27 protein-coding genes and 6 tRNA genes are annotated in these 24,989 nt (G+C 51.8%); 7 read left to right on the top strand and 26 right to left on the bottom strand.

Annotated features, from left to right (window positions below; genetic code table 11):
• Nucleotides 1-12: 12 nt before the first annotated feature.
• Genes HMPREF9412_RS24150 through HMPREF9412_RS24160 form a run of 3 tightly spaced genes read right to left on the bottom strand, consistent with a single transcriptional unit; the run spans nucleotide 13 to nucleotide 3,007 of the window.
• Nucleotides 13-870: a type II secretion system F family protein gene (locus HMPREF9412_RS24150; protein WP_009594442.1), complete on the bottom strand. Its 858-nt coding sequence runs from the start codon at nucleotides 868-870 to the stop codon at nucleotides 13-15.
• Complete coding sequence (locus HMPREF9412_RS24155; RefSeq protein WP_036673422.1) at nucleotides 870-2,117, bottom strand: CpaF family protein; 1,248 nt, start codon at nucleotides 2,115-2,117, stop codon at nucleotides 870-872. The genes HMPREF9412_RS24150 and HMPREF9412_RS24155 overlap by 1 nt, the downstream gene beginning before the upstream one ends.
• Nucleotides 2,117-3,007 carry a hypothetical protein gene (locus HMPREF9412_RS24160; RefSeq protein WP_009594446.1) on the bottom strand — a complete coding sequence of 297 codons (891 nt, stop codon included), beginning with the start codon at nucleotides 3,005-3,007 and terminating at the stop codon, nucleotides 2,117-2,119. The genes HMPREF9412_RS24155 and HMPREF9412_RS24160 overlap by 1 nt, the downstream gene beginning before the upstream one ends.
• A 575-nt stretch (nucleotides 3,008-3,582) precedes the next feature.
• Between HMPREF9412_RS24160 and HMPREF9412_RS24165 the strand changes: the two genes are divergently transcribed.
• The 3 genes from HMPREF9412_RS24165 (at nucleotide 3,583) to HMPREF9412_RS24175 (ending at nucleotide 6,458) form a co-directional block, all read left to right on the top strand.
• Nucleotides 3,583-4,443, top strand: coding sequence for a thermonuclease family protein (locus HMPREF9412_RS24165; RefSeq protein ID WP_009594454.1), 861 nt, complete (start codon nucleotides 3,583-3,585; stop codon nucleotides 4,441-4,443).
• A gap of 85 nt (nucleotides 4,444-4,528) precedes the next feature.
• Nucleotides 4,529-5,941, top strand: a complete 1,413-nt coding sequence (locus HMPREF9412_RS24170) for a PepSY-associated TM helix domain-containing protein (protein ID WP_009594410.1) — start codon at nucleotides 4,529-4,531, stop codon at nucleotides 5,939-5,941.
• 40 nt (nucleotides 5,942-5,981) lie between these two features.
• Nucleotides 5,982-6,458, top strand: a complete 477-nt coding sequence (locus HMPREF9412_RS24175) for a FixH family protein (protein ID WP_009594424.1) — start codon at nucleotides 5,982-5,984, stop codon at nucleotides 6,456-6,458.
• Between the two features lie 11 nt (nucleotides 6,459-6,469).
• Here HMPREF9412_RS24175 and HMPREF9412_RS24180 read toward each other — a convergent pair whose 3' ends face one another.
• From HMPREF9412_RS24180 to HMPREF9412_RS24205, 6 genes are all read right to left on the bottom strand, one after another.
• Nucleotides 6,470-6,895, bottom strand: coding sequence for a thiol-disulfide oxidoreductase DCC family protein (locus HMPREF9412_RS24180; protein ID WP_009594418.1), 426 nt, complete (start codon nucleotides 6,893-6,895; stop codon nucleotides 6,470-6,472).
• A gap of 86 nt (nucleotides 6,896-6,981) precedes the next feature.
• Complete coding sequence (locus tag HMPREF9412_RS24185) at nucleotides 6,982-7,257, bottom strand: hypothetical protein (protein WP_009594434.1); 276 nt, start codon at nucleotides 7,255-7,257, stop codon at nucleotides 6,982-6,984.
• Between the two features lie 89 nt (nucleotides 7,258-7,346).
• Complete coding sequence (locus HMPREF9412_RS24190) at nucleotides 7,347-7,589, bottom strand: zinc ribbon domain-containing protein (protein WP_036673425.1); 243 nt, start codon at nucleotides 7,587-7,589, stop codon at nucleotides 7,347-7,349.
• A 130-nt stretch (nucleotides 7,590-7,719) separates the two neighbouring features.
• Nucleotides 7,720-8,139 carry an organic hydroperoxide resistance protein gene (locus tag HMPREF9412_RS24195; RefSeq protein ID WP_009594448.1) on the bottom strand — a complete coding sequence of 140 codons (420 nt, stop codon included), beginning with the start codon at nucleotides 8,137-8,139 and terminating at the stop codon, nucleotides 7,720-7,722.
• Between the two features lie 186 nt (nucleotides 8,140-8,325).
• A tRNA-Leu gene (locus HMPREF9412_RS24200) sits at nucleotides 8,326-8,408 on the bottom strand.
• 103 nt (nucleotides 8,409-8,511) lie between these two features.
• Nucleotides 8,512-8,877, bottom strand: a complete 366-nt coding sequence (locus tag HMPREF9412_RS24205; RefSeq protein WP_036673429.1) for a helix-turn-helix domain-containing protein — start codon at nucleotides 8,875-8,877, stop codon at nucleotides 8,512-8,514.
• Between the two features lie 177 nt (nucleotides 8,878-9,054).
• On the opposite strand from HMPREF9412_RS24205, the gene HMPREF9412_RS24210 reads away from it, so the two are divergent.
• Nucleotides 9,055-9,696 carry a PAS domain-containing protein gene (locus HMPREF9412_RS24210; protein WP_009594409.1) on the top strand — a complete coding sequence of 214 codons (642 nt, stop codon included), beginning with the start codon at nucleotides 9,055-9,057 and terminating at the stop codon, nucleotides 9,694-9,696.
• 98 nt (nucleotides 9,697-9,794) lie between these two features.
• On the opposite strand, the gene HMPREF9412_RS24215 is transcribed toward HMPREF9412_RS24210, so the two are convergent.
• From HMPREF9412_RS24215 to HMPREF9412_RS24275, 13 genes are all read right to left on the bottom strand, one after another.
• Complete coding sequence (locus HMPREF9412_RS24215; RefSeq protein WP_009594413.1) at nucleotides 9,795-11,435, bottom strand: alpha/beta hydrolase; 1,641 nt, start codon at nucleotides 11,433-11,435, stop codon at nucleotides 9,795-9,797.
• A gap of 22 nt (nucleotides 11,436-11,457) precedes the next feature.
• Complete coding sequence (locus HMPREF9412_RS24220; protein ID WP_009594423.1) at nucleotides 11,458-12,477, bottom strand: FecCD family ABC transporter permease; 1,020 nt, start codon at nucleotides 12,475-12,477, stop codon at nucleotides 11,458-11,460.
• The gene (locus tag HMPREF9412_RS24225) at nucleotides 12,470-13,477 is read right to left on the bottom strand and encodes a FecCD family ABC transporter permease (RefSeq protein ID WP_009594414.1); all 1,008 of its coding nucleotides are present in this window, start codon (nucleotides 13,475-13,477) and stop codon (nucleotides 12,470-12,472) included. The genes HMPREF9412_RS24220 and HMPREF9412_RS24225 overlap by 8 nt, the downstream gene beginning before the upstream one ends.
• A 40-nt stretch (nucleotides 13,478-13,517) precedes the next feature.
• Nucleotides 13,518-14,534: an ABC transporter substrate-binding protein gene (locus HMPREF9412_RS24230; protein WP_009594408.1), complete on the bottom strand. Its 1,017-nt coding sequence runs from the start codon at nucleotides 14,532-14,534 to the stop codon at nucleotides 13,518-13,520.
• Between the two features lie 117 nt (nucleotides 14,535-14,651).
• Nucleotides 14,652-16,319, bottom strand: a complete 1,668-nt coding sequence (locus HMPREF9412_RS24235) for an AraC family transcriptional regulator (RefSeq protein ID WP_009594417.1) — start codon at nucleotides 16,317-16,319, stop codon at nucleotides 14,652-14,654.
• Nucleotides 16,320-16,574: 255 nt separating this feature from the next.
• A complete protein-coding gene (locus HMPREF9412_RS24240; RefSeq protein WP_009594406.1) occupies nucleotides 16,575-17,039 on the bottom strand; it encodes a KGG domain-containing protein in 465 nt (154 codons plus the stop codon).
• Between the two features lie 200 nt (nucleotides 17,040-17,239).
• Nucleotides 17,240-17,322 (bottom strand) — tRNA-Leu (locus HMPREF9412_RS24245).
• A 38-nt stretch (nucleotides 17,323-17,360) separates the two neighbouring features.
• A tRNA-Lys gene (locus HMPREF9412_RS24250) sits at nucleotides 17,361-17,436 on the bottom strand.
• A gap of 144 nt (nucleotides 17,437-17,580) precedes the next feature.
• Nucleotides 17,581-17,655: transfer RNA gene (locus tag HMPREF9412_RS24255), tRNA-Glu, on the bottom strand.
• Nucleotides 17,656-17,772: 117 nt separating this feature from the next.
• Nucleotides 17,773-18,468 (bottom strand): peptidase E, encoded by a 696-nt coding sequence (locus tag HMPREF9412_RS24260; protein WP_009594421.1) that lies wholly within the window; start codon nucleotides 18,466-18,468, stop codon nucleotides 17,773-17,775.
• Between the two features lie 333 nt (nucleotides 18,469-18,801).
• Nucleotides 18,802-18,890, bottom strand: a tRNA-Ser gene (locus HMPREF9412_RS24265).
• A gap of 3 nt (nucleotides 18,891-18,893) precedes the next feature.
• Nucleotides 18,894-18,969, bottom strand: a tRNA-Asn gene (locus HMPREF9412_RS24270).
• A gap of 26 nt (nucleotides 18,970-18,995) precedes the next feature.
• A complete protein-coding gene (locus HMPREF9412_RS24275) occupies nucleotides 18,996-19,484 on the bottom strand; it encodes a SprT family protein (protein WP_175320799.1) in 489 nt (162 codons plus the stop codon).
• Between the two features lie 116 nt (nucleotides 19,485-19,600).
• Here HMPREF9412_RS24275 and HMPREF9412_RS24280 point away from each other — a divergent pair, with 116 nt between their 5' ends.
• A complete protein-coding gene (locus HMPREF9412_RS24280) occupies nucleotides 19,601-19,951 on the top strand; it encodes a hypothetical protein (RefSeq protein ID WP_009594449.1) in 351 nt (116 codons plus the stop codon).
• Nucleotides 19,952-20,031: 80 nt separating this feature from the next.
• Entirely contained in the window at nucleotides 20,032-20,163 is a 132-nt protein-coding gene (gene cmpA / locus HMPREF9412_RS32215; protein WP_015737250.1) for a cortex morphogenetic protein CmpA, read from the top strand.
• A 97-nt stretch (nucleotides 20,164-20,260) separates the two neighbouring features.
• Here cmpA and HMPREF9412_RS24285 read toward each other — a convergent pair whose 3' ends face one another.
• Nucleotides 20,261-20,731 (bottom strand): DinB family protein, encoded by a 471-nt coding sequence (locus HMPREF9412_RS24285; protein WP_009594432.1) that lies wholly within the window; start codon nucleotides 20,729-20,731, stop codon nucleotides 20,261-20,263.
• Nucleotides 20,732-20,875: 144 nt separating this feature from the next.
• Here HMPREF9412_RS24285 and HMPREF9412_RS24290 point away from each other — a divergent pair, with 144 nt between their 5' ends.
• A complete protein-coding gene (locus HMPREF9412_RS24290; RefSeq protein WP_009594422.1) occupies nucleotides 20,876-21,436 on the top strand; it encodes a CGNR zinc finger domain-containing protein in 561 nt (186 codons plus the stop codon).
• Between the two features lie 190 nt (nucleotides 21,437-21,626).
• Here HMPREF9412_RS24290 and HMPREF9412_RS24295 read toward each other — a convergent pair whose 3' ends face one another.
• The 3 genes from HMPREF9412_RS24295 to HMPREF9412_RS24305 all read right to left on the bottom strand — a co-directional run bounded on the left by HMPREF9412_RS24295 (nucleotide 21,627) and on the right by HMPREF9412_RS24305 (nucleotide 24,901).
• On the bottom strand, nucleotides 21,627-23,843 hold the full coding sequence (locus HMPREF9412_RS24295; RefSeq protein ID WP_050802852.1) for a Tex family protein: 2,217 nt from the start codon (nucleotides 23,841-23,843) through the stop codon (nucleotides 21,627-21,629).
• A 422-nt stretch (nucleotides 23,844-24,265) separates the two neighbouring features.
• Complete coding sequence (locus HMPREF9412_RS24300; RefSeq protein WP_006212388.1) at nucleotides 24,266-24,616, bottom strand: type II toxin-antitoxin system PemK/MazF family toxin; 351 nt, start codon at nucleotides 24,614-24,616, stop codon at nucleotides 24,266-24,268.
• A 3-nt stretch (nucleotides 24,617-24,619) separates the two neighbouring features.
• Entirely contained in the window at nucleotides 24,620-24,901 is a 282-nt protein-coding gene (locus HMPREF9412_RS24305) for a CopG family ribbon-helix-helix protein (protein ID WP_028406492.1), read from the bottom strand.
• Nucleotides 24,902-24,989: the final 88 nt, after the last annotated feature.

A 24,989-nucleotide genomic window follows, 5' to 3' on the forward strand; every position in this document is an offset into this window, starting at 1 on the left:
CGCCTCACCTCCTTACACCTTGATATTCATCATTTTGTTGATCCATAAGAAACAGCCTCCTAAAGCCGCCAGTGCAAAAGTAGAGATCATGATCCCCGATCCGCTGTACATGGGCTCCATATAATCGGGGGATGTCATATTCATGAACAGCAGCAGGAGGAACGGGGCGGCTAGAAGCGCCTTGGATTCGAACCGCTTCTGTGCAATCATCACGGCTATCTCCTGCTGAATATCCAGCTTCTCCCCGATGACGGAGGAGGTTCTGCGCACGACTTCGACCAAATCGCCGCCTGTGCGTTTGCAAGTCGAGAAGACATCGGCAAAATTCGTTAGATCCTCCATCCCCGCCCTTCTTGCAAAATCCTGCAGTGCCGCTTCGATAGGCTCTCCGTACTCCAAACGGGACACAATGACTTTGAGTTCGAAGATCAGATCGCTGCTTCCTCCGGGATCCAGCAGCAGCAAGTCCTGAACGGCATCCCTGAATCCGTTCTCCACGGAGCGGCCGGCCGACAGGGACGAGGACAGGGAGTAGAGAGCTTGCTTGAAGTGAAGATTCAGCGTCTTGCGTCTGCGTTCCAGCATAAACTGCCGCCACAATTTAGGGATCATCAGGCCTCCAGCTCCCGGCAACAGCGACAATATCAGATTGTGATAAAACAGATAGCCGATGAAGCAAAACAAAAGGCCGCCAAGGATGACACATGCCGTTCTCTGCATCATCGACAGGTGATAGACACTGTAATCCGGAAGGGCATGGGTTCGGGCCGTTGCTGCATGCTCGGGCTTACCGGAGGCCTTGCTCCTCTTGATCACTTGGCCGCCTTGGCCCTCTTTGGACATCCAGGCTGAACTGCCGGAGCGTTTCATTAGGTCACCTCCATCATCTTCTGCAGCGGCCAAGCCGTAATCCCGGCCATATGAAGCTTGTCCGCCGATTGGAGCGGGTTGCCGCAAGGCTCCAGGCGCCCAATCACCCGGCCGCCCGATTCGCCCGTCTCACGGAACCGGTACAGCGGATTCAGCACTACCTCGCCGCTGCTCATTCCAATCACTTCGCTAATCTCCGTTACGCGTCGCGAGCGATCCCTTAAGCGGGATAAATGCACAAATATATCAATCGCCGAGCTAATCTGCTGGCGGACTACGCTGATCGGAAGATCCGCACCGCTCAGTACCATCGTCTCCAAACGGCTGATCATGTCCTGCGTGCTGTTGGCATGCCCCGTCGACAAGCTTCCGTCATGCCCGGTATTCATGGCCTGCAGCATATCCAGCGCCTCGCTGCCCCGCACCTCGCCCACCACGATCCGATTGGGACGCATCCGAAGCGAGGAACGGATCAGATCGCGCATCGCGATCTCCCCCCGGCCTTCCGTGTTGGCATTCCGGGTCTCCAGCGACACGAGGTTCGGGACCGTCACGATCTTCAGCTCCGCCGAATCCTCGATCGTAATGACACGTTCATCAGGCGGAATATATTGGGACAGCGCATTCAGGAAAGTCGTCTTCCCCGACCCCGTCCCGCCGCCTATAAAAATGTTGTACTTGCCCTTAACCAATATGCGAAGCTGCTCTGCCGCCTCCTCCGTCAGGGCTCCCCTTCCAACCAGGTCATCCATCGTCATCGGCGATTCCGGAAACTTGCGGATCGTCATGGTTGGCCCTTTCAGCGCGATGGGCGGGAGCACGATATTTACCCGGGAGCCGTCCTTCAATCTCGCGTCAACGATGGGCGTCGATTCATTCACCACCCGGTTTACCGTACCCACAATGCTCTGAATGATATCCTCCAGCCGGCTCTGGGACTCGAATTGGAGCGGCAGTTTCTTGACCTCGCCGTCCTGCTCAATGAATATATCCTCGTGGCTGTTTATCATAATTTCCGTAATCCGGGGGTTGTCCACCAGAGGTTGAAGCACATCCAGCCCGCGAAAAGAATCGAATACTCTCCGCACCAGCCTCCGCTTCTCGGCTGCGGTCAGCTCCATGAGCTCGCGTCTTCTCCACACCATTTCCTCGATGCGGGCCATCAATTCCGAGTTGTTAACGCTCGCACTCATATCAAGCTCGGACCGAACCTGATCCCGAACCGATTTAAACGTATCCTCCGGCATCACTTCCCACCGCCCGCATGAACCGGTATGATACCCGAGCCCTCCAGCAGCTGCTGGCAGAGCTTCAATACCTCCCTTTGATAGATCGGCGAGGACAACAGCAGATCTTCCCGATGGAGCTGCTTCCATGAAGGTATATAAGGCAGCACCCCGTCTATGCTCATATCCTTGCGGGGAAGCCCGTTAACAAGCTGACCCGTGTACCGGTTGACGATGAAGCGGCTCCGCTTCCTCACGCTTCCAAAGAGGGCGGGATTCTTAAGCTCCAATTGATCCAGCCATACGCCGCTTTTATGCATGCTGATCAAATCATCCAACAGCACCCAGATCAGCAGTCCGGCCTGTCCGAGAACCGCCTGCAATCGTTCCTCCGAATCCCCTTCGGTATCCACCACAATGGCATCGTAATGATGGCATTCGATCAGGGAGGTCAACAGCAGGGATGTATCGTCCACGGTCATTTCCGATATTTCCTTAACGTTGTAGCTGGGCTCAAAGGAATCGCACTTCAAGCCATGATGCCTGATGATATAGGGAGCTATTGACAGCTCCGTCTCGGAAGCCGATTCTTGGGAGGCCTTAACGTCATACAGTAATCGCGAAAAGCTCCCCTCCATGCCCACGGATCCGGACGGAAACAACGCACTGCTGTTCACGCTCTCTAAATTGAGATAGAAAACTCTCAAACCGAGCACGCCAAGCTGCTTCGCCATGTTCATGGCAATCGTTGATTTCCCGCTCCCGCCCAGGGAAGATACGATGCCGATCACCGATGTTGATCCCGAATTCAATTTCTCCAGCGTTCCCCCGCTTCGCTTGCAACGGGTTACCATGATGTCCAGCAGCTGAGGCAGCGGCTGGTATTTGGGGGTGCTGTCGCAGCCCTCCATAAGAGAAAGCGCTGAATGGCCTTCGCTTAGGAGCAGCCATGGAACCGATGCCTCCCCCCGGCCTGAGCCAGCTCTCCAGCATATCCGTATCCCCCACGACCAAATTTGGCGTCTCCCCCGAGTCCATATAATGAAGGAATGATTCTACGCGGGTAAATGCGGTCACCTGCAGAGCCGATCCGTAGGGGCTTCCATGCACATAATTCAGCAGCGGTTCGACATACCGGGAATCCTGCACTGCCAGCACAAGTCGGGCCGGTATCATCATGCCAATCCCTCTCTTCTGTAACAACGCAAAAAAAACACCGTCAAAGCCGCGAAATCGCGGACAATGAACGGTGCTTCCGTTGTCTGTTATAATTTGACATTAGAATATCACAGTTGCAGGAGAACGGCAAGATTTTATTTTTTATGTAGAGATAGCCCTTAATCACTATTGTCAAAACAAGGATAAATGTCCTACTATATAGGCTTAGAACGAGTGTTCTCTATATAGAAACTTCTTATATAGAATTAACATATATAAACTCCTAAACCATCTAAACCAATACTTCCAAGCTTGGAGAGTGACGCCCATGAACAAATGCTTACTAGCCGCGTTTCTAACCGCCCTGCTGTTATTATCCGGCTGCAGCCAGCCGCTGATGTCCCCGGCGACATCGAACGAAGAAACCGCAACGACCCGTACATCCGAAGCCAAGACAGACGCCGGCACAACGAATGCCAAGCAGACGACCTATCCCACCGATGATCTGAACCTGCCGCGGGTTGCCGTGGAATTGGTCAAAGCCGTTGACGGCGACACCATCAGCGTCATGTTCGAAGGCAAAAAAGAGAATGTTCGCATGCTTCTGGTCGACACGCCCGAGACAAGCCATCCGAAACTGGGCGTCCAGCCGTTCGGGCCCGAGGCCAAGGCTTTTACGAAGGAGCTCGTGGAACAAGCCGATCGGCTTGAATTGGAGTTCGATATCGGTCCGAACCGGGATAAATACTCCAGGCTGCTCGCTTACGTGTATGCCGATGGGAAAATGGTCCAGGAATCGCTGCTTGAAGAAGGACTGGCCCGCGTCGCCTACATCTATCCGCCCAACACGCGCTATGTGGACAAATTTGATGATTTGCAGCGGATCAGCCGGGACAAGGGGCTCGGCATATGGAGCGTAGAGAACTACGCCCAGGAAGACGGATTCCATCCGGAAGAACAGGACGACACGAATAAGAACAACAACCATGACACTACACCACCCCAAGCGCCAACCGAGAAGCCACAACCGTCCAAGCAAGCCTGCGACATTAAAGGCAACATCAACTCCAAGGGCGAGAAAATCTATCATACGCCCGAATCCCCGTACTACGAGCGCACGAAGCAGGAGCAGTGGTTCTGCAGCGAGGAAGAAGCCGAGCAAGCCGGTTTCCGGGCACCGCTTAAGTAGCTATGAACCTGATTGCATATATGAAATGAACGCATATGTTCATCTTATATAAATTTTAGCCGTATTTGAAAAGGAGCCACGAGCCATGGGGAAAAAGAAAACGCCGGCAGCCAAACCCAATGAAAATCAACCAGCAAATCCAAGCTCTGCCGCATTGTACAAAACCGTCTGGAGATGGCATTTCTATGCCGGCATCATTTTCGCTCCTTTTCTGATCATCCTGGCTGTAACCGGCTCCGTTTACTTATTTAAGCCCCAGATTGAACAAGCGTTATATCGGGACTACTACACGGTAACCTCTCAGGTCGAACGGGTAACGCCCAGCAAGCTGGTCGGACAAGTGAAAGAGCTCTACCCTGACGCTACCATCACGAAATACCGCCCCGGCGAGTCGGATTCCCGTTCCACGGAAATCAGTCTGACCTCGGGCAGCGAATCCATGACCGTCTTCATGGACCCCTATACGGGAGAAAAGATAGGCGAACTGAAAGACAACGACCGGATCATGGACAAAATCGAGGAGTTCCACGGCGAGCTGATGGTCGGGACCATCGGGGACCGGATCGTGGAGCTTGCCGCCTGCTGGGCGATCGTGCTCATCATCACCGGTTTGTTTTTATGGTTCCCGAAAAATAAAAACAAAAGCAAAAAGAAAAGAAGCCTTGCAGGCATCATGTACCCGAGGCTCGGCAAGGGCAAGCAAATTCTTCGCCGGGACCTGCACGCCGTTCCCGCATTCTGGATTGCGGCTGGCATGCTGTTTCTCGTCATGACCGGATTACCCTGGTCAGGCCTGTGGGGCAGCAATTTCCAAACCGTGGCAACCAATACCGGTGCCGGCTATCCTCCTTCCATCTGGTCGGGCAGTGCGCCATCCTCCCATGTGGTACAGACGAAGGAAGTGGCAGAGGTGCCTTGGGCGGCCGAAAATCTGGAGGTTCCCAACTCCACCATCTCCGACTTTATGCCGCTTCCGATTGAAGATGTCATGTACGTAGCCCGAAGCGAGGGAATGCATCCGAGTTACACCATCAGCATCCCGCAGCAAGCGGACGGGGTGTACACGTTGTCGGCCTATCCGCCGAAAGCGCAGGACGAAGCCACCATGCATATCGACCAGTACAGCGGCGCGGTGTTGGCGGATTATCGCTATGATCATTACGGATTCGTCGGCAAAGCCGTTGCCCTGGGCATTACGCTGCACAAAGGAACCCAATTCGGCATCGTCAACCAGATTTTCAGTTTGCTGATATGCCTAGGCATCATTCTCATTGCGGTAAGCGGTTTGTACTTGTGGTGGAAACGAAAACCGGATCACGGACTGGGGGCTCCGAAAGCGCCCGAGGCAGGCGCCAAGAGCATGAGGCTGTTCCTGCTGCTGCTTATCGCTTTGGGGATTCTGTTCCCGCTTGTGGGCTTGTCTCTCATCATCGTGTGGATCATCGATTCTGTCATTGTGCGGAAGATACCGGCGATCAAGGCTTTCCTGAACGCCTGATTCGCTTAGGACTCAATCATAAATAAGGGGTGGCGGTTTCATGATCGTAAAAGGCCGTATTATTATAACCGTACTGCTATCGGTTCTGCTGCTGAGCGCTTGTTCGGCCAGTCCCGAGGCAGCCGACCGGTATGAAAAAGAAATCCCGTTGATGGCCGAGGTGAACATTCCGGATGCATTATCCGTCCAACAGCCGGAGACCATCGAGATTATTCTTACCCAAGACGGAAAAAGAGTGCCCGGTGCGGATTTTGTCCACTACGAGCTGTGGAGCCATGACGGTTCCCTACGGGATCCCATGACGGATGCGGTCGAGGTGGGCGATGGCGTGTATACGGTGACCAAAACCTTCGATAAAGAGGGGCTGTATTTCATCAAGCTGCACAGCGGAAACAACGGCTCCATCATCATTCCCCAGAAACCGTTCGCCGTCGGCAAACTGTCCGAGGCCGAGCTTGCCTACCTGGAGGCGGGAACTCCGACATTCCAAGAAGGCACGGCAGAGCATCATCATTAAAACACGCGGAATCAGGATAAAAACCGGCGCCGAATGTCCGGCGTCGGGACCATGCATTCACTGGATTGCCCGAACCACCGGTAACGGTTCTTCGCCACCCAGCGGTACACCAGGTTCCGTAAGAAAGGGGGAATCAGGATCAGGACATACGACAGCGGCCAAGGAAAACGAAGACGCCGCGCAATCCGAAGAGCTCCCGTCGATCTGGTGTAATATCTCCCCTGTTCAATCAGCACCATCGTCTCCGGCGAATCTCCATCGAGTCCTCCCTGCCTCAACAGCTCCTGACCGATATCGGATTGCAGCGAAGCGAACCGGAAAACACCCGCGGGATCTCGCTTGATAATGAATTGAGTCAGCCCCTGGCACAAATGGCACACGCCATCAATCAGCACAATTGCATATTCCTCATGATTTTCGGTTGCACGATCCTTCATATTTTCTTCGCTCCCTTCACACCATAAAAAAAAGAAAAAACGCAGGAGCCCTCTCCTACGCTTGATCAAGTACGCTTATTGGTTTATTACTCAGCAGCTTTGTTCAGCCACTCGCCGTCTCTCATCTGCTGGTCGAATTCGTTCGAGAATTTCTCCATGCATTTGCATATGAAATCCTTACGACAAACCGGGCAAGGTACTTTCCCAAGTCGGCTAAGCGCAGTCAGTTTCCATTCCGGGAAGCGGTTATAGAATACGCGAATATCCGTTCCGTCAGCCGTGTGGATAATGAATTCGTATAGCCCTTCCTTTTCATTGCTTCCAGCTGTGGTCACATTTGCAATCTGCGGTCTGTATGGCATGTTCATCACCCGTTTATTTTATTTAAATTCCTTATGACTGGTTTGTACTTTCTGGTACTTAGTCATATTAAAGAATTTTAGGGGTGATGTCAACCGAAGAACACATCCAGGATCGAGCCCAGCTGCCCCCTCTTTTTACCTTCCAATATATCCGGGTTGAAGACTTCCACATATCCGCAGTTCGTACAGGAAACAAATAGGAAATGATTGTGCTGAATATCAAACATTTTGCTCAAGCCTGCCCCCGACATCGAGACCTCTTTCGTCTCGCAGTGGTTCCCTCCACATTTGCTGCATACAAACCGTTCCTCTATCATTTGTTCTATTCGCATTCCAAGCGCCCCTTTCAAGCATAGCTTTAACTGAAGTACGGCGTATCATGTAAAAAGTTTCATATTGAGCGTCTTTAGCCGACAAAAAAGGATGACCCCCATTTTAGAGAGCCATCCGAATCCTCCATCGTCAGCTTACGCTTAACTCCACGTCGATGTTGCCCCGGGTTGCTTTGGAATACGGGCAAAACGCGTGCGCTTTCTTCGCGAGATCCTCCGCCTGGCTTCGTTCGATGCCCGGCATTTCGATCTTCAGCTTCACTGCCAGCTTAAAGCCGTCAGCGCCTTCGTCTTTTCCGATCGACACCTGGGAGTGGATCACGACATCCTTCAGCTCGACGCCCTCCTTGCGGGCGATGTTGGCCAGGGCGCTTTCATAGCAGGCCCCATAACCGGCCGCGAACAGCTGCTCCGGATTGGTTCCGTCTCCACCCGGACCTCCGAGCTCCTTCGGCATGCTTAATTTGTGGTTGAGAACGCCATCGGTAGATTCTACGGAGCCTTCCCGCCCTCCAATGACTTTGACATCTGCTGTGTATAATGGTTTCATGCTCGTTCATCTCCTTCATGCCCTATTATGGTCTCTACATGTACTCTTTAAACTTTCAGCGCAAATTGAAACGATAAACACGGCAATTCGCCATAGTTGCAGCATTTTCACGGCACGCGATGGACATAACAAAAAAGCCGTTTATCAATGGGATTTCCATTTGATAAACGACTTCTTTATGAAGTATGCGGTAGAGAGGACTCGAACCTCCACGGGTATACACCCACTACCCCCTCAAGATAGCGTGTCTGCCATTCCACCACTACCGCATGTATAAGGGATGTTCTGCAGCGAACATTCCCTATTATACTGCCCCTTTAGGTAAAAGTAAAGCGCCAAAATCTGGGCTTTAGAATTGGCCGTTTGCATCAGCTAGCTCTTATCGCCCCGCTTATCCTTCCGATAGGCCGAAAACTCGATGTATTCGCGGATAAACTCCTTCTCATGCTCAGCCAGACCGGACATTAAGGCAGGATCCAATGATTCCGGATCCACTTCATACTCCCCGCGGGCTTCCTTGACACGGTTGGTTGGACTGCCCTTGCCAATAATGAGCCAATCTAGGCTGACGGAAAAAAATGCTGCGATCTCAATCAATTTATTCGTGCTCGGCGTTGTTTTTCCCCTCTTCCAGTCACCAAAATTTCCTGTGCTGATCCCGAGGGTTTCACAAAACGCCTTCTTGGTCATACCCCGGCTTTCTATGAGATGTTCGATTCGTTGGTAAATAGACTGCATCAAACAACCGCCTTCCTATTTCTCTTTGAAAGAAAATATCTTATGTACGTATTTTTATCTTGCACAATGACTTAATTACGTGTATAATCAATATATATTGCCTAAATTATACCATAGTACTCATGGATCGTCGTATCTTTTACTCATGAGTCTATTTCCATACGAGGAGCGAGTAATTTGCCCTACGATACCATGACCACATCCTGGAATAATGCGGTTCACTCCTTGAATAAGGGGCTGATGGTCATTACTCCGGATGGCATCATAGACAAAATCAACGATCCGCTCATTACCATGGCCGAAAGATACGGTGTCCCGCCTGACTTCAGGTGGCATGGGGCATCTTTTTTTGATATGACTTCCCAGCATCTTGGTTCTGTATTCGATCATTTTTCCCATGAGCTGGATATACCCTCCGTAAGGGAAGTTATACTGGGTAAGCTGCCTGATTATTCTTTTGAATATGCCGTGGAATGGAATGAACGGCAGAACTGGGTTCTGTGCGAGGTGCTGCCGCTGATGATGAACAAGGACAGCCGCGTCCACGGAGCCATGATATCATTCACGGATATTACAAAGTTCAAGCACAAGGAACTGCTGCTGGAACAAGCGCTGGCTCACAGCTTCCCTCTTCCAGGACATATCCCAATCTGTGCCGTATGCAAATATGTTCGCCATGCGGATGAATGGGAGCCTGTGGAGAGCTATTTGGAGAGCCGTCTCCCCATTGAGTTTACCCATGATATTTGTCCGGATTGCATTCGCAGATTATACCCGAAATATTCTTCCATCCTCGATGATCCGGAATTGCCCGATTAACGTCCCGTCTGCATACAACACAGAATAAGCAGCTTCGATATCCCGATGATCACTGGATTCGAAGCTGCTTATTTATGATTGAGTCATTCTTTGGTTGATTACGCGTTTACAAAACGAAGCAGGGGGCTTATGAGGGTCGGCAGTACCGAAACATGCCCCTCACCCTCAATTTCGTCGAACGTCGTCTCCAGCACCTCTTCATGCCCTTTGAGAAACGCATAGAGCTCCCTTGCGTCCTTCACCATGGACGGCTTCTCCTCGGCCCCCACGTACAAGCGGAGCGACTTGCGCTCCCCGCTCTGTCGTAAACGAGCTTCTCCCTCTTCCCATCGCTTGTACAGCGCGTAGTTCTTCCACCATACCGAGGGACATGCCGCAATATACCGCGAAAAGGCCTCCGGTCTGGTGAATAAGGTATATAAGGTGAAAAATCCACCGAGCGAGTGTCCGAACAGCGCCTGCTTCGAACGGTTCACCGCATACCGCCGCTCCACGGCCGGCTTCAGCTGCTGCTCGATGAAGGTAAGAAACGCCTCCACGCCGCCCGTCTCCGGCCAATCCATGCCGTTTGGCCGGACAGGCAGTTCAGCGGGATCGGCATATTCCGTAAAGTTATAGAAGCGCTCGCTGCTCACGATGGGGCTGTCGCTGTCAAAGCCGATGCCGACGATGAGCGCCGAGGGAATGCCCCGCGGCGTACGGGATTGCAGGCGGATGGCTTCGGCCAGCGTGCCGAAGGTGGCATTGGCATCCAATGAATATAACACGGGATAACCTCCCTCAGGAGGCGGCCCCATCGGTTCGGCGATGAAAATGCGGTATTCGCGGCCCGTCTCGTCGGACTGCATGGACCAGGTCAGGGTTCCCGGTACGGAAAACAATGGGGCCTTTACTTGGTTATCTTGTTTATCTTGTTTATCTTGGTCATTATACAATTCGTGCTTTTCCTGAATATCCGGATCCTCATGTTGAGCTCGCCCCTTCGCCGAAACTTGCTCCTCTGCTTCCCCGACGAACAGCCACCGCAGCGCATCCGGAAATCTTCTGGACATAAAGATAGGATCATGGGTTCCGTCAGGATCTACCGCCAGCTGCAGCCTCTCAGGGCTCACCCCTTGCTCAAGCCAGAACCGATGGGCCTCCACGTTGTTCACAAACATGTTTTTCTGCGCATTTTGCTTGTACGCCCCTTCAAGCTGCCCGACGGACATATACACCCGCTGCTCATCCGGCCACATTCCCTGCTGCCGGATGTAGTCCATCACCCCCTCGTACCATAACGAAGCCGACAGCATGCCGATTCGTCCGAAGGTATCGGGACGCCAATATCCGGCGAACATCGAGATCAATCCGCCAAAGGAACCTCCGATGATGGCCGTATGCTCAGGCGCTGGAAGCGTTCGATACTGATGGTCTATGTATGCTTTGATGACATCCGCTACCTCATCGACATAAGCTCTCCCCTCCCCGCCGAAAGGAGGGTTGCTCGCCAGCAAAGGCTCAGCCGGCCAAGGCGTATATTCACGATTCCGGTTCGTTGTCGAGATTCCGACCAGGATGATCTCTTCCAGCCGGCCTGCCGCAAACAAATGATTCAAATAGTTCAGGCAGTCCATGAACATATCTCCTTCATCTTGAACATAGGCAACAGGATAGGAACGGTCAGACTCCAGATAGGAAGGAGGCAGATACAGTGTAAGCTCTCTGCCCTCAACTACCAGCTGCTTGTAACGATTCATGTGATCCTCCCGAAAGCTGCTTTTATTTTCTCATACGAATTAATAGATAGATAAAATACGGAACCCCGATCACGGATACCACAATGCCTGCAGCTAGCTCGGCCGGAGCGAATATCGTCCTGCCGATGAAGTCGCCTATGACAACAATCGCCATGCCCGCAATGCCGCTGATCGGGATGATATGCCTGTGCCGCAGTCCCACAAGCTGCCTGGCCATATGCGGAGCAATCAGGCCGACAAACCCGATGCTGCCGGATACGGCTACGCTGGCGCTCACCAGGCCGATGCTGCACAGAAGCAATATATTCTTCTCGCGCTCGACGGATACCCCGACGCTCTTCACGCTTTCCTCGCTCAGCTGGAACAAGTCGAGCACTTGAGAGCGAAGCCAGATGACAGGCGGCAAAATAACGAGCCACGGCAGCATGGTCACCACAAACTTCCAGTTGGCGCTATGAAGGCTGCCGGCGAGCCAGGCAACCGCCATCTCATAATCTTTCGGGTTCATTTTAAGCGAAACATACATGGTAACGGCTCCAAAGCCGGATGCGATCGCAATGCCCACAAGTATGAGCCGTTGGGGATCCAGCTTTCCGTTTTCTCTAGCAAACATGTATATGGCCGTTGTCGCTGCCAAACCGCCCGCGATGCCGAACATGGGCATCATCATCACCCCGAGCCAGCCGGTCATCGTGATCTGCCCTTGCAGCAGGAACATAAACAATACGACCGCCATGCCGGCGCCTGCATTGATGCCGAGGATGCCCGGATCCGCAAGCCCGTTGCGGGTTACCCCTTGGATGACGGCACCGGCCATACCCAGCGCAAACCCGACAAGGGCGCCAAGCACGATTCGGGGGAGCCTGAATTCAAACACGACAAGATCAAAGTCCGAATTGGGCTTCATCCGAAACAGCGTCTGGAATACTTCCTTGATGGACATGTCAAACGTTCCGTTGGTCAGACTGAAATAAACGGCTGCCAATACGACCGCTATCCCGCCTGCCAGCACTATCGGGAACCGATAAGATGTGTTACGCACGCTGAGCCCCTCCCCTCGTCTTGATCAGATAGAGGAAGAACGGCACGCCGATCAGCGAAGTGATGACACCGACCGGCGTCTCGAAAGGGCTGTTCACGAACCGGGCGAGAATGTCGCACAGCGCCAGGAACATGCCGCCAAGCACGCCCGACACCGGTACGATCCATCGGTAATCGGAGCCCGATAAGTACCGTGCAATATGAGGGACAATCAAGCCTACAAAGGCAACCTTCCCTGCCAGCGCCACCGATACGCCCGTCAGGATCACAACCGCCAGCATCGCGAGACCTTTCACCAGCCATGTCTTGACGCCAAGCCCCTTGGCCGTCTCGTCCCCGAGGGAGAGCAGCGTGATCGATTTGGACAAAACCACGGCGAGGCACAAACCGACGATCGCAAACGGAATGCTCAGCTTAATCAGCTCGGGATCCATGGCATGCAGCCGGGCATTGTACCAAAAACTGATGCTTTGGGAAATCTGAAAATATGCTGCCAAAGCTTCGGCCGTTCCGCTTAGAAACGTCCCGATCACGGTTCCGAGTATAGCCAGCCGAACCGGACTGAGCCCCCCTGGAATAAGCCATGCTAATCCGAACACGACGGCTGCACCGATCGCGGAACCTACCAATGAACTGACAATGTACATATTGGAGCTGGCATTCGGAATGAATACCATGAACAAGGTCACAGCGAACACCGAACCGTCCGATACCCCCATAATGGAGGGGGAGGCTAAATAGTTTCTTGTCATCCCCTGCATAAGAGCGCCCGAAACCGCCAGAAAAGCCCCGATCAGCATAGCCCCGACGACTCTGGGCAGCCGGGAGCTCATAATGATCTGATGGTCGATGCTCTCCGGGTCAAAAGCAAAGATGGAATCCCAGACGGTATCCATCGAAATATTCTTGGCTCCATACAGGATGGAGGCCGCTATGAGCAATAAGCAGACTGCCGGGGCCATCACAAGGATGACAGCCGGCAGCGATTTTTTGAACCCCATGAACAACACGCCTTATACGTTTATACTGAAATGTTTGATATTACTTCGTAAGATTTTCGACGGCAGCTTTCAGAAACTCGATTTTACTGTACGCGGTACCGCCTTGAGCAAGCGGGTCAACCACGTTGACAAAAGCCGTTCCGTTCTTGAACGCGTTCAGGTTTTTCATGATAGGATCATTCTGCAGCTCTTCCAGTGCGTTCGGCGTATCCTTGTTCTCGTCCGGAGAGAACTGGACAAACACGTAATCCGGATTCATCTCAGCCATTTTCTCTTTGGAGACCAGCTCCTGCGCTTGCGCGGCTTCTACCTCAGCCGGTACGGCGATTCCCAGATCCTCGTACAATACCGGATTAAAGAATACCCCAGCCGGGTAAATGTACATCTCCCCCGCACGAACCCGTAGCGCCAAAACCTTCTTGTCCTTCAGGCCGTCTCCGATGGTTGCCTTTGCTGCTTCCAGATCCTCTTTATATTTAGCGATCTCTTGCTCAGCCTGTTCCTGCTTGCCGCTCAACTCGCCCAGCAATCTCAAATTGCTCTCCCAGTTGGTGGATACATGAGAATAAGGTATCGTCGGGGCAATTTTATTCAATTGTTCCACGACCTCCGGCTTGAACTTGGAAGATCCCAAAATCACGTCCGGTTTCAGCGAGAGGATCGTTTCGAAATTCGGCTCCGTTTTCTCGCCTACCGACTGGGCATCCTTTGTAATCGACTCAAACAATGGAGGGAAAGAGCCCGAGAAGCTGATCGCTCCGACCGGATTCACTTCCAGTACAATAGAGTCCTCCATGGCTTCGACGGCACCCGTTATAACGATCCGCTCCGTTTTGGCAGGAAGCGTGTATTCCTGATCAAGATATTTCACAACTTTGGTTTCGCCCGCAGCGGGTGTTTCTTCGTTCGAGGCTTTATTCTCCTCAGCGGTGTTCGTGCTTCCTGCATTACTCGTGCTTGCTCCGTCTGTATCTTTAGCCTCGTTACCTCCGCCACAAGCAGATAGTACCAAAGCAAATACCAGCAATAACCCCAAGACCATTTTCATCCGTTTCATCTCTCTCCAGTTACCCCTTCCATGATCCATGATCATTTAATAATTGATAATGATTATCATTATTGATCATACTATCGGATTTGCTCTCTATGCACCATGGACAAATAACCGGATTCCTCATGGACATTTTCCGGAAAACAACCGGAAGGCCTCCTCCGCCATCTGCTCCATTGCAATGGGCGAATACTCACGCCAAGGATATGAGGATAATTGATGGAACGTTCCCTCCCTCACCGCGGAGATGGTCATCCACTCCGGCGTCGCCTGCAGTCTTCTCCAATAGGCAAGCGTTTCGGAATCTTGACGGATCAGAAGAAGCAGATGGTTTGCACGGCTGTCCCTGATCTGCTCCATCGTTAAACACCCCTCATTCTGCTGATCCATAGGCAGGGCCGGCTGAAAACCGAAATCATCGAATAGTATTTCCTTCATGCCCGGATGGCTGTATGCCCGAAGTTCATCCTGATGCAGGCGCGCGGTCAAAAGCGTGCGGGCTTCCCTATTGCTAGAGGGGAGCTTCTCCCGGTAAGCCGATATCTTGTGATGAAACGCTTCAATCCACTGCTCTGCTTCAGGCAGCTTGTCCAGCATTTTGGCGAGACTGAGCAGATTGAACCGCCATCCCTTCTGCTCTCCCGGCATTTCATAGAGAGGGGCGATCTGCCGTAGCTGCTCCTTCTCCCACTCCTCGACCCCCTGCGCGCACACGATGAGCTCCGGACGTGCCGTGGCCAGCCTTTCCAGATTCGCATATTTGTTATGGTTCTGGCGGTATGCATCCAGATGGACCGGAATATCCGGGCCGAGATTGTTATAGTAATGCTGTGACCACTTCGGATGAAGCGGAGCCGCATACGGCGTGAAATCCAGCGGCATGGCGTAACCCAATAGGCTCGTTGAGCCGTACATCGCCAGTTTATTTTTCCTTGTCTTCATATAGGCGGAGGGCGAGATCCCAAAAGCTTTCTTAAACTTGCGGCTGAAATAAAATTCATCCTTATACCCCACCATATGGGCAACCTCACGCAGCAAGGAATCCGAACCCAGCATCAATTGTTTGGCCTTGTTCAAACGGACGCTCGCCAAATAATCCATTGCGCTGTGCCCATAGGTCTTCTTATATACCTCTACAAAATACTTGGGGCTCAGCTCGGAGAGATTCGCCAGCTGCTCGATCGTTAAATCTTCATCGTAATGCCCCTCGATATACTCCTTCACCCGCTCCAGCGCTTGCCGTTTATCATTCTTGGCATATGGGCTGCATTCGGCCATCATCGTGTACAGCAGCTCTTGAAAATCCAGCTGAGCCCTCCACTGCTTCATGGGCTCCTTGCTGTGAAAATCCTTATACATCGCCCGGCAGACGAGATTCAAGCGGTCCGGAGAGCTGATGACAAAGATGCCATCATAGGGCATGAATGCGGAGCCGTCCACTTCATGCAACCGACCGCAGCCGGACATCCCTTCATAGAAGCCAAAATGAAGGATCGCAACCGCTGTCTGTTCCTGTTCCTCGGAACTCCAGTACTCGCCGCTCGTAATACCGAAAGTAGATCCAGCCGCGCAAAAATAAACGCACCCCTTATTCATGCGTGTCACTTGCTCTGCCTGCTGCAAACAGGTCTCTCCACTAAGCGGGACGATCAAGGCCGGCTGCACGGCCAACTGTTGTTCCAAGGACATCCCTTGCCCATGAACAATGTCCATATTCCATAAACGGGCCATGAACCCGCTGCATTCGCGTAGCTCTTCCTTGCTGGTATTCATGGATAGGTTTAACATCATTGCAGACCCCAACCTTAAATGAGAATGGTTATCATTATCATATAATTATCATACACCGTATCAAATGTCCAGCACGTTCTTCGTCTTTTCCATAATGCCCCATGATACTCAGGCTAAAAAAAGAAAGCAGCCATGCCTCCCTTTAAGGAGTCATGGCTGCTGCTATTTACTAGTGTGCCTGAAGGTGGATCTTTAGAATGAGAGAGTTTCAGCCCCCTCCAAGGAGAGTCTCTTCTCACATCAGCTGAATTTTCATTAATTTCCCCGTTGGCGCTGCCGGGCTCTAGCCTCGCCGCCTTTGCGGCCCGCTTCTTCACGGCTCATCTTGCCATCCCCGTTGCTGCCGCTACTGTTTCTGGCTTCGCCGCCCTGCTGTCCAATTTCTTGGTAGAACTCGCGACCATGGGAATCCGAGGTAGCCTCGCCGCCTTTGCGGCCGATTTCCTCATAGAACTCCCTGCCATGGGAGTCGGAAGTCGCTTCGCCGCCCTTCTGGCCGATCTCTTGATAAAACTCCTTATCATGGGAGTTTGACGTGGAGTCTCCGCCCTTTTTGCCGATTTCCTGGTAAAATTCTTTGTCATGGGAGCGGGATGTCGCTTCGCCGCCCTTCCGTCCGATCTCTTGGTAAAACTCTTTATCATGGTTGTTCGCTGTAGCTTCTCCACCTAAACGTCCTGCTTCTTCACGGCTCATCTTTCCATTATTGTTATTAGCCATTCTGAATCACTCCTTAATAGGTATTTGGAAGTTGTTGCTCGTCCACGATATGATATTAACCTCTTGACTAGAGATGAAACACCGGTTTTGCATAAACGCGCAATGAAAAATATCTAAAATCTGAATAATCTCCATGAAAATCCTGATATATAATAAAAAAAACTCCACGCTATGCGTGAAGCTTCTTCTTCAACATGGTATGCGGTAGAGAGGACTCGAACCTCCACGGGTATACACCCACTACCCCCTCAAGATAGCGTGTCTGCCATTCCACCACTACCGCATAATATAAGGGATACATCTTTTCGTACTAAGTAAAAATGGTGAGCCATGAAGGACTCGAACCTTCGACACCCTGATTAAAAGTCAGGTGCTCTACCAACTGAGCTAATGGCTCTCGATGACAATCGTGCGGCTGCCATATAGAAAGTGGTGACCCGTAGGGGATACTCTCACTTCGTTCGAGACTGCGAAGTTTATCCTAACGATGTTTATGCTCCGACGAACCGACGAGTTTCTCATCCCGAAGTTATATAGAAAGTGGTGACCCGTAGGGGATTCGAACCCCTGTTACCTCCGTGAAAGGGAGGTGTCTTAACCCCTTGACCAACGGGCCACTTTAACCACGTCGCCGTGACGACAAGATTGAGTATAGCATAAATTTAAAAATGCTGGCAAGCTTTTTTTTTCGCGAATTTTCAAATTTATTTATTTAGCTTTTTCGGCCCTTAAATCAGCCTAAAAAATCCGGTGTCAACTTCCCTTCTTGAACGCTATTTCCTTCACGCTTCACATGGTATGCATGTGCGTTTTCCCTTGAGCTTACGATTCGATGCAACCGTCCATCCATAAAATGCAATGCAACCCCGTCATCAGCAGCATATCCTGCTTTTGCTTCACCTTGAAGCACGAGTTTGTGATAGGCGGGTCTTCTTTTGCTCTCTCCATCAAAATGCGGACAATGACTGCCTTGTAATATACCCAAACCCTCAAGCTTGTATAAAGGCCCGTTCAACGGGTCCGTCACCCCTTGCTCAAACCAGCAAATGGAGCCAGCGCTTAACCCGGTTAAAATGACACCCTGTTCATACGCCTCTTTGAGTATCTGATCCAGGCCCCATTCCTTCCACAAGACCAGCATATTCCGGGTATTGCCCCCTCCAACATAAATGATATCCTTCTCGAGTACAAAAGACCGAAGATCGGCAAAGTTCGGCTGGAACAGCGACAGATGACTGGGAATACACGGCAGTGTCCGGAAAGCATGATAGAAACGTTCAACATACCCATCCGCATCCCCGCTTGCCGTCGGAACAAAACACACTTCAGGCATTTCTTTCGATACTTGTGCCAAAACATAGCGATCCAGCAGCAAATTATCAGGTTCCATCGAAAAACCGCCGCCACCCATTGCAATAATCTGTTTCATTGAGCTCTATTCCCCCATTCATGCTAAAGCGAAAGAGAAAGGGATACTCTCCCTTCGGTCGAGACTGCAAAGTATCCTAACGCTGATTATGCTCCGACGAACCCTATCCAGGGTTCTCATCCCTATGCAAAAAAACTCCCGATCACTTGGTGATGGGAGCTTTCTTCGATGTAATGCTCAATGAAGAGAGAGGGATACTCTCCCTCCGGTCGAGACTGCGAAGTATCCCTAACGCTGATTATGCTCCGACGAACCCTATCCAGGGTTCTCATCCCTATGCAAAAAAAGACTCCCGATCACTTGGTGATGGGAGCTTTCTTCGATGTAATACAACGGAGAGAGAGGGATTCGAACCCTCGCACCGCTTACGCAGTCTAACCCCTTAGCAGAGGGTCCCCTTATAGCCACTTGGGTATCTCTCCATATGGCTCCCCGAACAGGACTCGAACCTGTGACAACTCGATTAACAGTCGAGTGCTCTACCAACTGAGCTATCAGGGAACGTGAAGTTGAATACTAATAATTTATCATGACTTCTTAGGGGAGTCAAGCTTCAGAAGCGTAAGACGCCCGCCGCACTTTCCGCACCGATACCGGGCCGGATCCATCTTCCGTTTACGCAGGTATTCAGTCCCGCAATCGCCGCAGCGAAGCATGTATCGGTACGGTTCCGGTTGACGTCGGCCGGCCGCCTTGCCCTTCGGCAACGATTTGCAGAAACGGCTTCCTCCAACGGCCAGCAGCAGTTTCTTGAAATCGGCATCGCGATGGCGATATCCCCTGCCCGCAATGTGCAGATGATAATGGCACAGCTCATGCTTGATGATCTTCTCCACCTCTTCCCTGCCGTGCGTGGCCAACTGATGCGGATTGATCTCGATATGATGGCTTTTCATGAAATAGCGTCCTCCGGTCGAGGACAATCGCCGGTTAAACGTAGCTTGATGCCTGAACGGAACCCGAAAGCTCTCCAGCGAGATTTTCTCGACCCAGGCCTGCAGCTCCTCATTACTCATCTCGTTCGTTGTCACTATGTCTGATCCTTCCTTTGCCCTGATAAATGCTACTTGAATTTTAACTTCTCTCTGGGCTACACTGTCAAGTAGAAAGTATGGAGGGAGAACCTGCAATCATGCCGAATATGCGCTACGTTATTTTAAAGGGTCAGGACGAGCTGTTCTTTGTCGAAATGCCCAGTGACTATGCTTACCAGCTCAGTGCCCTGAATTTACGCCTGAACAAGGAAATCGATAAACTCACCGCCGCAGGCAAACCTCAGCTGCCTCTTGCCGTAGCCGAATGCGACCATTTGGATTTGCTGCAGGAATCGCTGAGCATTCAGGGTGGTCTTGAATACATAAATGAGCTTGAGCAGGCCTTTGCTTCCCTGAACGAAAAGGAATATCCGCTCATCTCGCTGCTTACCGAAATTCGGGCCCTTCAAGCTCAGCTCGAGCAATGGTACGAGGAAGAAGCGCAATAATCGAGGTAGACCTGCACGCTTTGGGCATTTTCCCCATATGCTATCCATACAGATGGAAATAGCAAGAGGAGGAGATACCCTTGCCGCAATGGCTCTGCAATCAGTTGACACGCGCTTTCCGCAAGAAGGACAGACGTCAGATCAAGCTGCTGAACGAATGCTGGTACTTTTACCGAAATTCCCCGGGTGAAGAAAATTCGAATGCCCGCTAGGGCCTGCAATCGATCCATAAGGTTGACAATAAGCCGGACGCTCTGTCCGGCTTATTTTTGCATTGTAATAGGTGGACTGCATCCGTCGAATCCGCTCCTATAATTCGCTTCGTCTAGCTGGCCAGGAGCCCTGAAGCTTCCGAATAAAAACGATTTGCCCCGTATGATATGCGTCATGCATGATTAAGCTGAGTATCCGCTGCGGCGATTCTTCGATCTCGGCTTCCGTCATCGCCTCGAACTTCTGTCTTAACGTTGCATGAACTTCCTGAAGCTGATTCCGGGCCGTATCCCAGGCCTCCTCGTTGGTGTCATGGATCAGAAACGTCTCGTCGTTTCCTATCCCTTCATTATGAAGCGGTCTCCCTTCCAATCTTCCGAGCAGACGCTGCTTGTAATACAGCAAATGCTGCACGTTCTCCCAGATGGAATTCGCTGCCTCCCCTTCCGGCTTCCACCATGCCTGCTCAAGCGTAACCTCCTTCAGCGCGGGGAGAATCGGAGGATACCAATCCTCCTGATCCATCGCATAATCCCAATTTTGCAGCAGCAATTCCTTCATGTTCATGTCCATCGCCTCCACTTTGATTGTAACTACCATAAATAAAATAGAGCGTTACATAAAAATTAACACACTTCAGATTCCATTACAAGTAACTAGCAACATGAATATTTACTTGTTACAATAATGAGACAAGAAAGGATGAGCTTCATGTTATGGGATGATTTTATAAACAGCGAATGGCATGACTGGAGAGGCAGCGGCCGATCCGAGGACCGGCTCGCCCGTGAGGATTGGCTCACTGAATTTATTAGCGAGCATGAGCTCCACATCGCTGTTCCGCTGACTTCGGATGAACTGGAACTTCTCCGGCAGCTTCGATCCTTCCTGCGAACATGCGTTCAGCGCATCGTTGGGGGTGCTCTTCCCTCCCACCAGCAAGTAGAGGAGTTGAACCGCTGGATGGCGACAGGGCCGGTCATTCGACAGCTCAAGCTCGATGAGGATCAAAAAGGGACACTTTCTTATATACCGCAAAATCCAGGCCTGCAAGCAGCCGCTGCCGAGATCGCCGGCTCCTTTGCACAAACCATCGAGCAAGGCGAGCTGTCGCGATTTCGCATCTGCACCAATCCGGATTGCCTCTGGGTGTATTACGACGATACGCGAAACCGCTCCAAACGTTATTGCGACGATAAAATGTGCGGAAATCTGATGAAGGTCAGACGCTTTCGAGCAAAGAAAAAGCAGCAGTCAGAGCCCGGGAAATAGGCGTGCGTATCACTGGTGTCTCGAAACTTACGATAAAAACGTCCTGCTTCTAAAGCTGAGTCATGACTAAACCTCCCTCCAGAATAAACTTTATTCGCAGTTGATCCAGCCAATGATGAAAAAAAAGAGCCCCAAAAAAAGCCGTTTCTCCCAAAAGGAGAATACGGCTCTTCTTTAGCTCATTTTAGTTCTATCCTTGGTCTTTCGGCTTGCGCATCGTCAAGCCGACGCGCCCCTTCTTCAAATCCACATTCAGCACCCAAACGGTCACGTTATCCCCTACGGAGACGACATCCATCGGATGCTTAACAAATCCATCGCTCAGCTGGGAGATATGCACCAGGCCGTCGCTCTTGATGCCGATATCGACAAAGGCGCCGAAATCGATGACATTGCGTACCGTTCCCTGAAGCTCCATTCCCGGCACTAGATCCTCGATCTTGAGCACGTCCTGGCGGAAAATCGGCAGCGGCAGTTCCTCCCGCGGATCGCGTCCCGGACGCTGCAGGCTGTCCAGAATATCGCGAAGCGTCGGCACGCCCACCTCAAGCTTCACGGCCAGGCTCTCCGGCTGCTGGGCATCCAGAAGCCCAGCCAGCTCCTTGCTTCCCAGCTTGTCCAGGCCGACCTGAAGCTCCTGGAACAAACGGTCAACCACCGCATAGGATTCCGGGTGAATCGGAGTACGATCCAGGATGTTCTCGCCTTCCGAAATCCGCATGAAGCCCACGCACTGCTCATAGGTCTTGGCACCGAGACGCGGAACCTTCTGCAGCTGCTTCCGGCTGACAAACTTCCCGTTCTCTTCCCGGTACTTCACGATATTTTTCGCAATGGTGGCATTGATGCCGGCCACATAAGAGAGCAGCGATGGCGATGCCGTATTCACGTCTACCCCGACATGGTTCACCGCGGACTCCACGACGGCTTTCAAGCTTTCCTCCAGATGCTTCTGGGTTACGTCATGCTGATATTGGCCCACGCCGATCGACTTCGGATCGATCTTCACCAGCTCGGCCAGCGGATCCTGCACGCGGCGTGCAATGGAGGCCGCGCTGCGCTCGGCCACATCCAGATCCGGGAATTCTTCCTGCGCCAGCTTCGAGGCCGAATACACACTCGCCCCGGCTTCGTTTACGATGAGGTAAGCAAGCTCAGGGTCGGCGAGCTCCGCAATGACTTCTTCCGCTACGAATTGCTCCGTTTCGCGGGATGCCGTACCGTTCCCGATGACAATGAGCTTGATTCCGTATTTCGCAATCAGCTCCTTGAACTTCGCGGCAGCCTCCCGCTTCTTGTTGGCCGGCGGCGTCGGATACGTGACGGCTACCTCAAGCAGCTTGCCCGTGTCATCAACTACAGCAAGCTTACATCCGGTACGGTAAGCCGGATCGACGCCCAGCACGCAGCGCCCCTTTACCGGCGGCTGCAGCAGCAAGCTGCGCAGATTCCCCGCAAAGATGGAGATCGCCTGGTTCTCCCCTTTTTCCGTCAACTCCCCGCGCACCTCGCGCTCTATCGATGGGGCAATGAGACGCTTGTAGGAGTCCTCGATCACAGCCGTCAGAATGTCCGTCACGGCCGATGGCCCTTTAAGCACCTGCTTCCCGATATACCCGTGTATGGATTCGGAAGGAACCTCCAGCCCCACCTTCAAAATGTTCTCGCGCTCGCCACGGTTAATGGCCAGTATCCGATGCGGCGGCATTTTCTTCGCCAATTCCCGGTAATTGTAATAGTTCTCGTACACGGATTCCGCTTCGGTATCCTTTGCCTCCGACGTCAAAATGCCGTGATCCAGGCTGAACCGGCGTACCCAGGAACGAACGGCTGCATCATCGGCAATGTTCTCCGCCAATATATCCATCGCGCCTTGGAGGGCCTCTTCCGCCGAAGCCACGCCTTTCTCCTCATCGATATATTTCGCAGCCTCCACCATCGCATCGGCCTGCTTCGGCTGCGACCATATCCACTCCGACAGCGGCTCGAGTCCCTTTTCCTTGGCGACGCTCGCCCGCGTCTTGCGTTTTTGCTTATACGGACGGTAGAGATCTTCCACCTCCTGCAGCTTCACAGCCGCCGTAATCGATGCTTTCAGCTCTTCCGTCAGCTTGCCTTGCTCTTCTATGATGCGGATGACTTCCCGCTTACGGACCTCCAAATTGCGCAAATAGCCTGTCCGCTCTTCGATATCACGCAATTGGTTCTCATCCAGTTCGCCTGTCATTTCTTTACGGTAACGCGCAATAAACGGTATGGTATTGCCCTCATCCAGAAGTTCAACGGTCGTGCGCACCTGTTTCTCGGACAATTGAAGCTCCTTCGCGATCTGCTTCACGATCCGTTTCGATTCTTCCTTGCGAATCTGTTCTTCATTTACTTCCACAACAGCTTCTAATTCAGACAATGATATCCCTCTTTCTTCAATGAAACTATATTTGCTATTATCCCAAACTTAAGCGCGTATTTCCACTCCATCGCTCACTTCGCAAGGCTTTAAGCTGCATTTAATGTCAATTTCATCTGATTTTAAGTTTCGGCTTATATTCTGTTACTACGAACATGCTGCTGCCGGATATCCACACCCCATTACGATCGGGAGGTCACCTTCGATGAATGACAAACATGCGATTGCCTGGTCTGTTGTCTGCCTTCTGTTCATTGCAGCAGCAGTCACGACGGCATACGTGCTCATACCTACAAACGCGTAATCGATCGTCCCTAAGAGATAAACGCGCCTCGCCGCCACATAAAAACCCTCAAGGAGTACTCCTTGAGGGTTTTTTGGCCGTAACCGTTCTATGTGGAACATGCAACGCTTGGATTGAATCAAAAATCAATCAAGCCCAGACTTATTTGCAGGGAATCATCCACCTTGCTCATCATTTCATCATCAAGATGGGTGATTTTGTCGGTTAGCCGCTGCTTATCAATCGTCCGGATCTGCTCTAGCAAAATGACGGAATCCCGGTCAAATCCATGCGACGCCGCGTCGATTTCGACGTGAGTCGGCAGCTTGGCTTTTTGAATCTGTGCCGTAATGGCTGCAACAATCACAGTCGGACTAAACCGGTTGCCGATATCGTTCTGAATGACAAGGACCGGTCTCACGCCGCCTTGCTCAGAACCGACAACAGGTGATAAATCCGCAAAAAATACGTCGCCCCGTTTAACGATCACTGTCTACACCCCGCTTACTAAGCGGTCTAGAGTGTTGTCTGCATCTTCCTCCGCGTGAAACGCCTCAGAAGCCATGGTCAGGTTAATTTTGGCCATTTCCATATAACCCCGCTGCATGGATTCACGAATGTAACGTTTCTTCCGTTCATTCAGGTACAACTTCATGGCCTGCCTAATAAGCTCACTGCGGTTGGAATTTTCCAGCTGAGCGATCCCGTCCACTTCCTGCAAAAGATGATCCGGTAAACTGATCATGATTCGTTTGGTGTTCTGCATATTGGCCACCTTCTATTACACCCCCACAACCTTCTCGCCCTGTGCACCAGTATTACATTATTCAAGGAAAATTATACAAAAGAATATATATGCCGAA

This window comes from Paenibacillus sp. HGF5 (assembly GCF_000204455.1).
Lineage (GTDB): Bacteria > Bacillota > Bacilli > Paenibacillales > Paenibacillaceae > Paenibacillus_AQ > Paenibacillus_AQ lautus_A.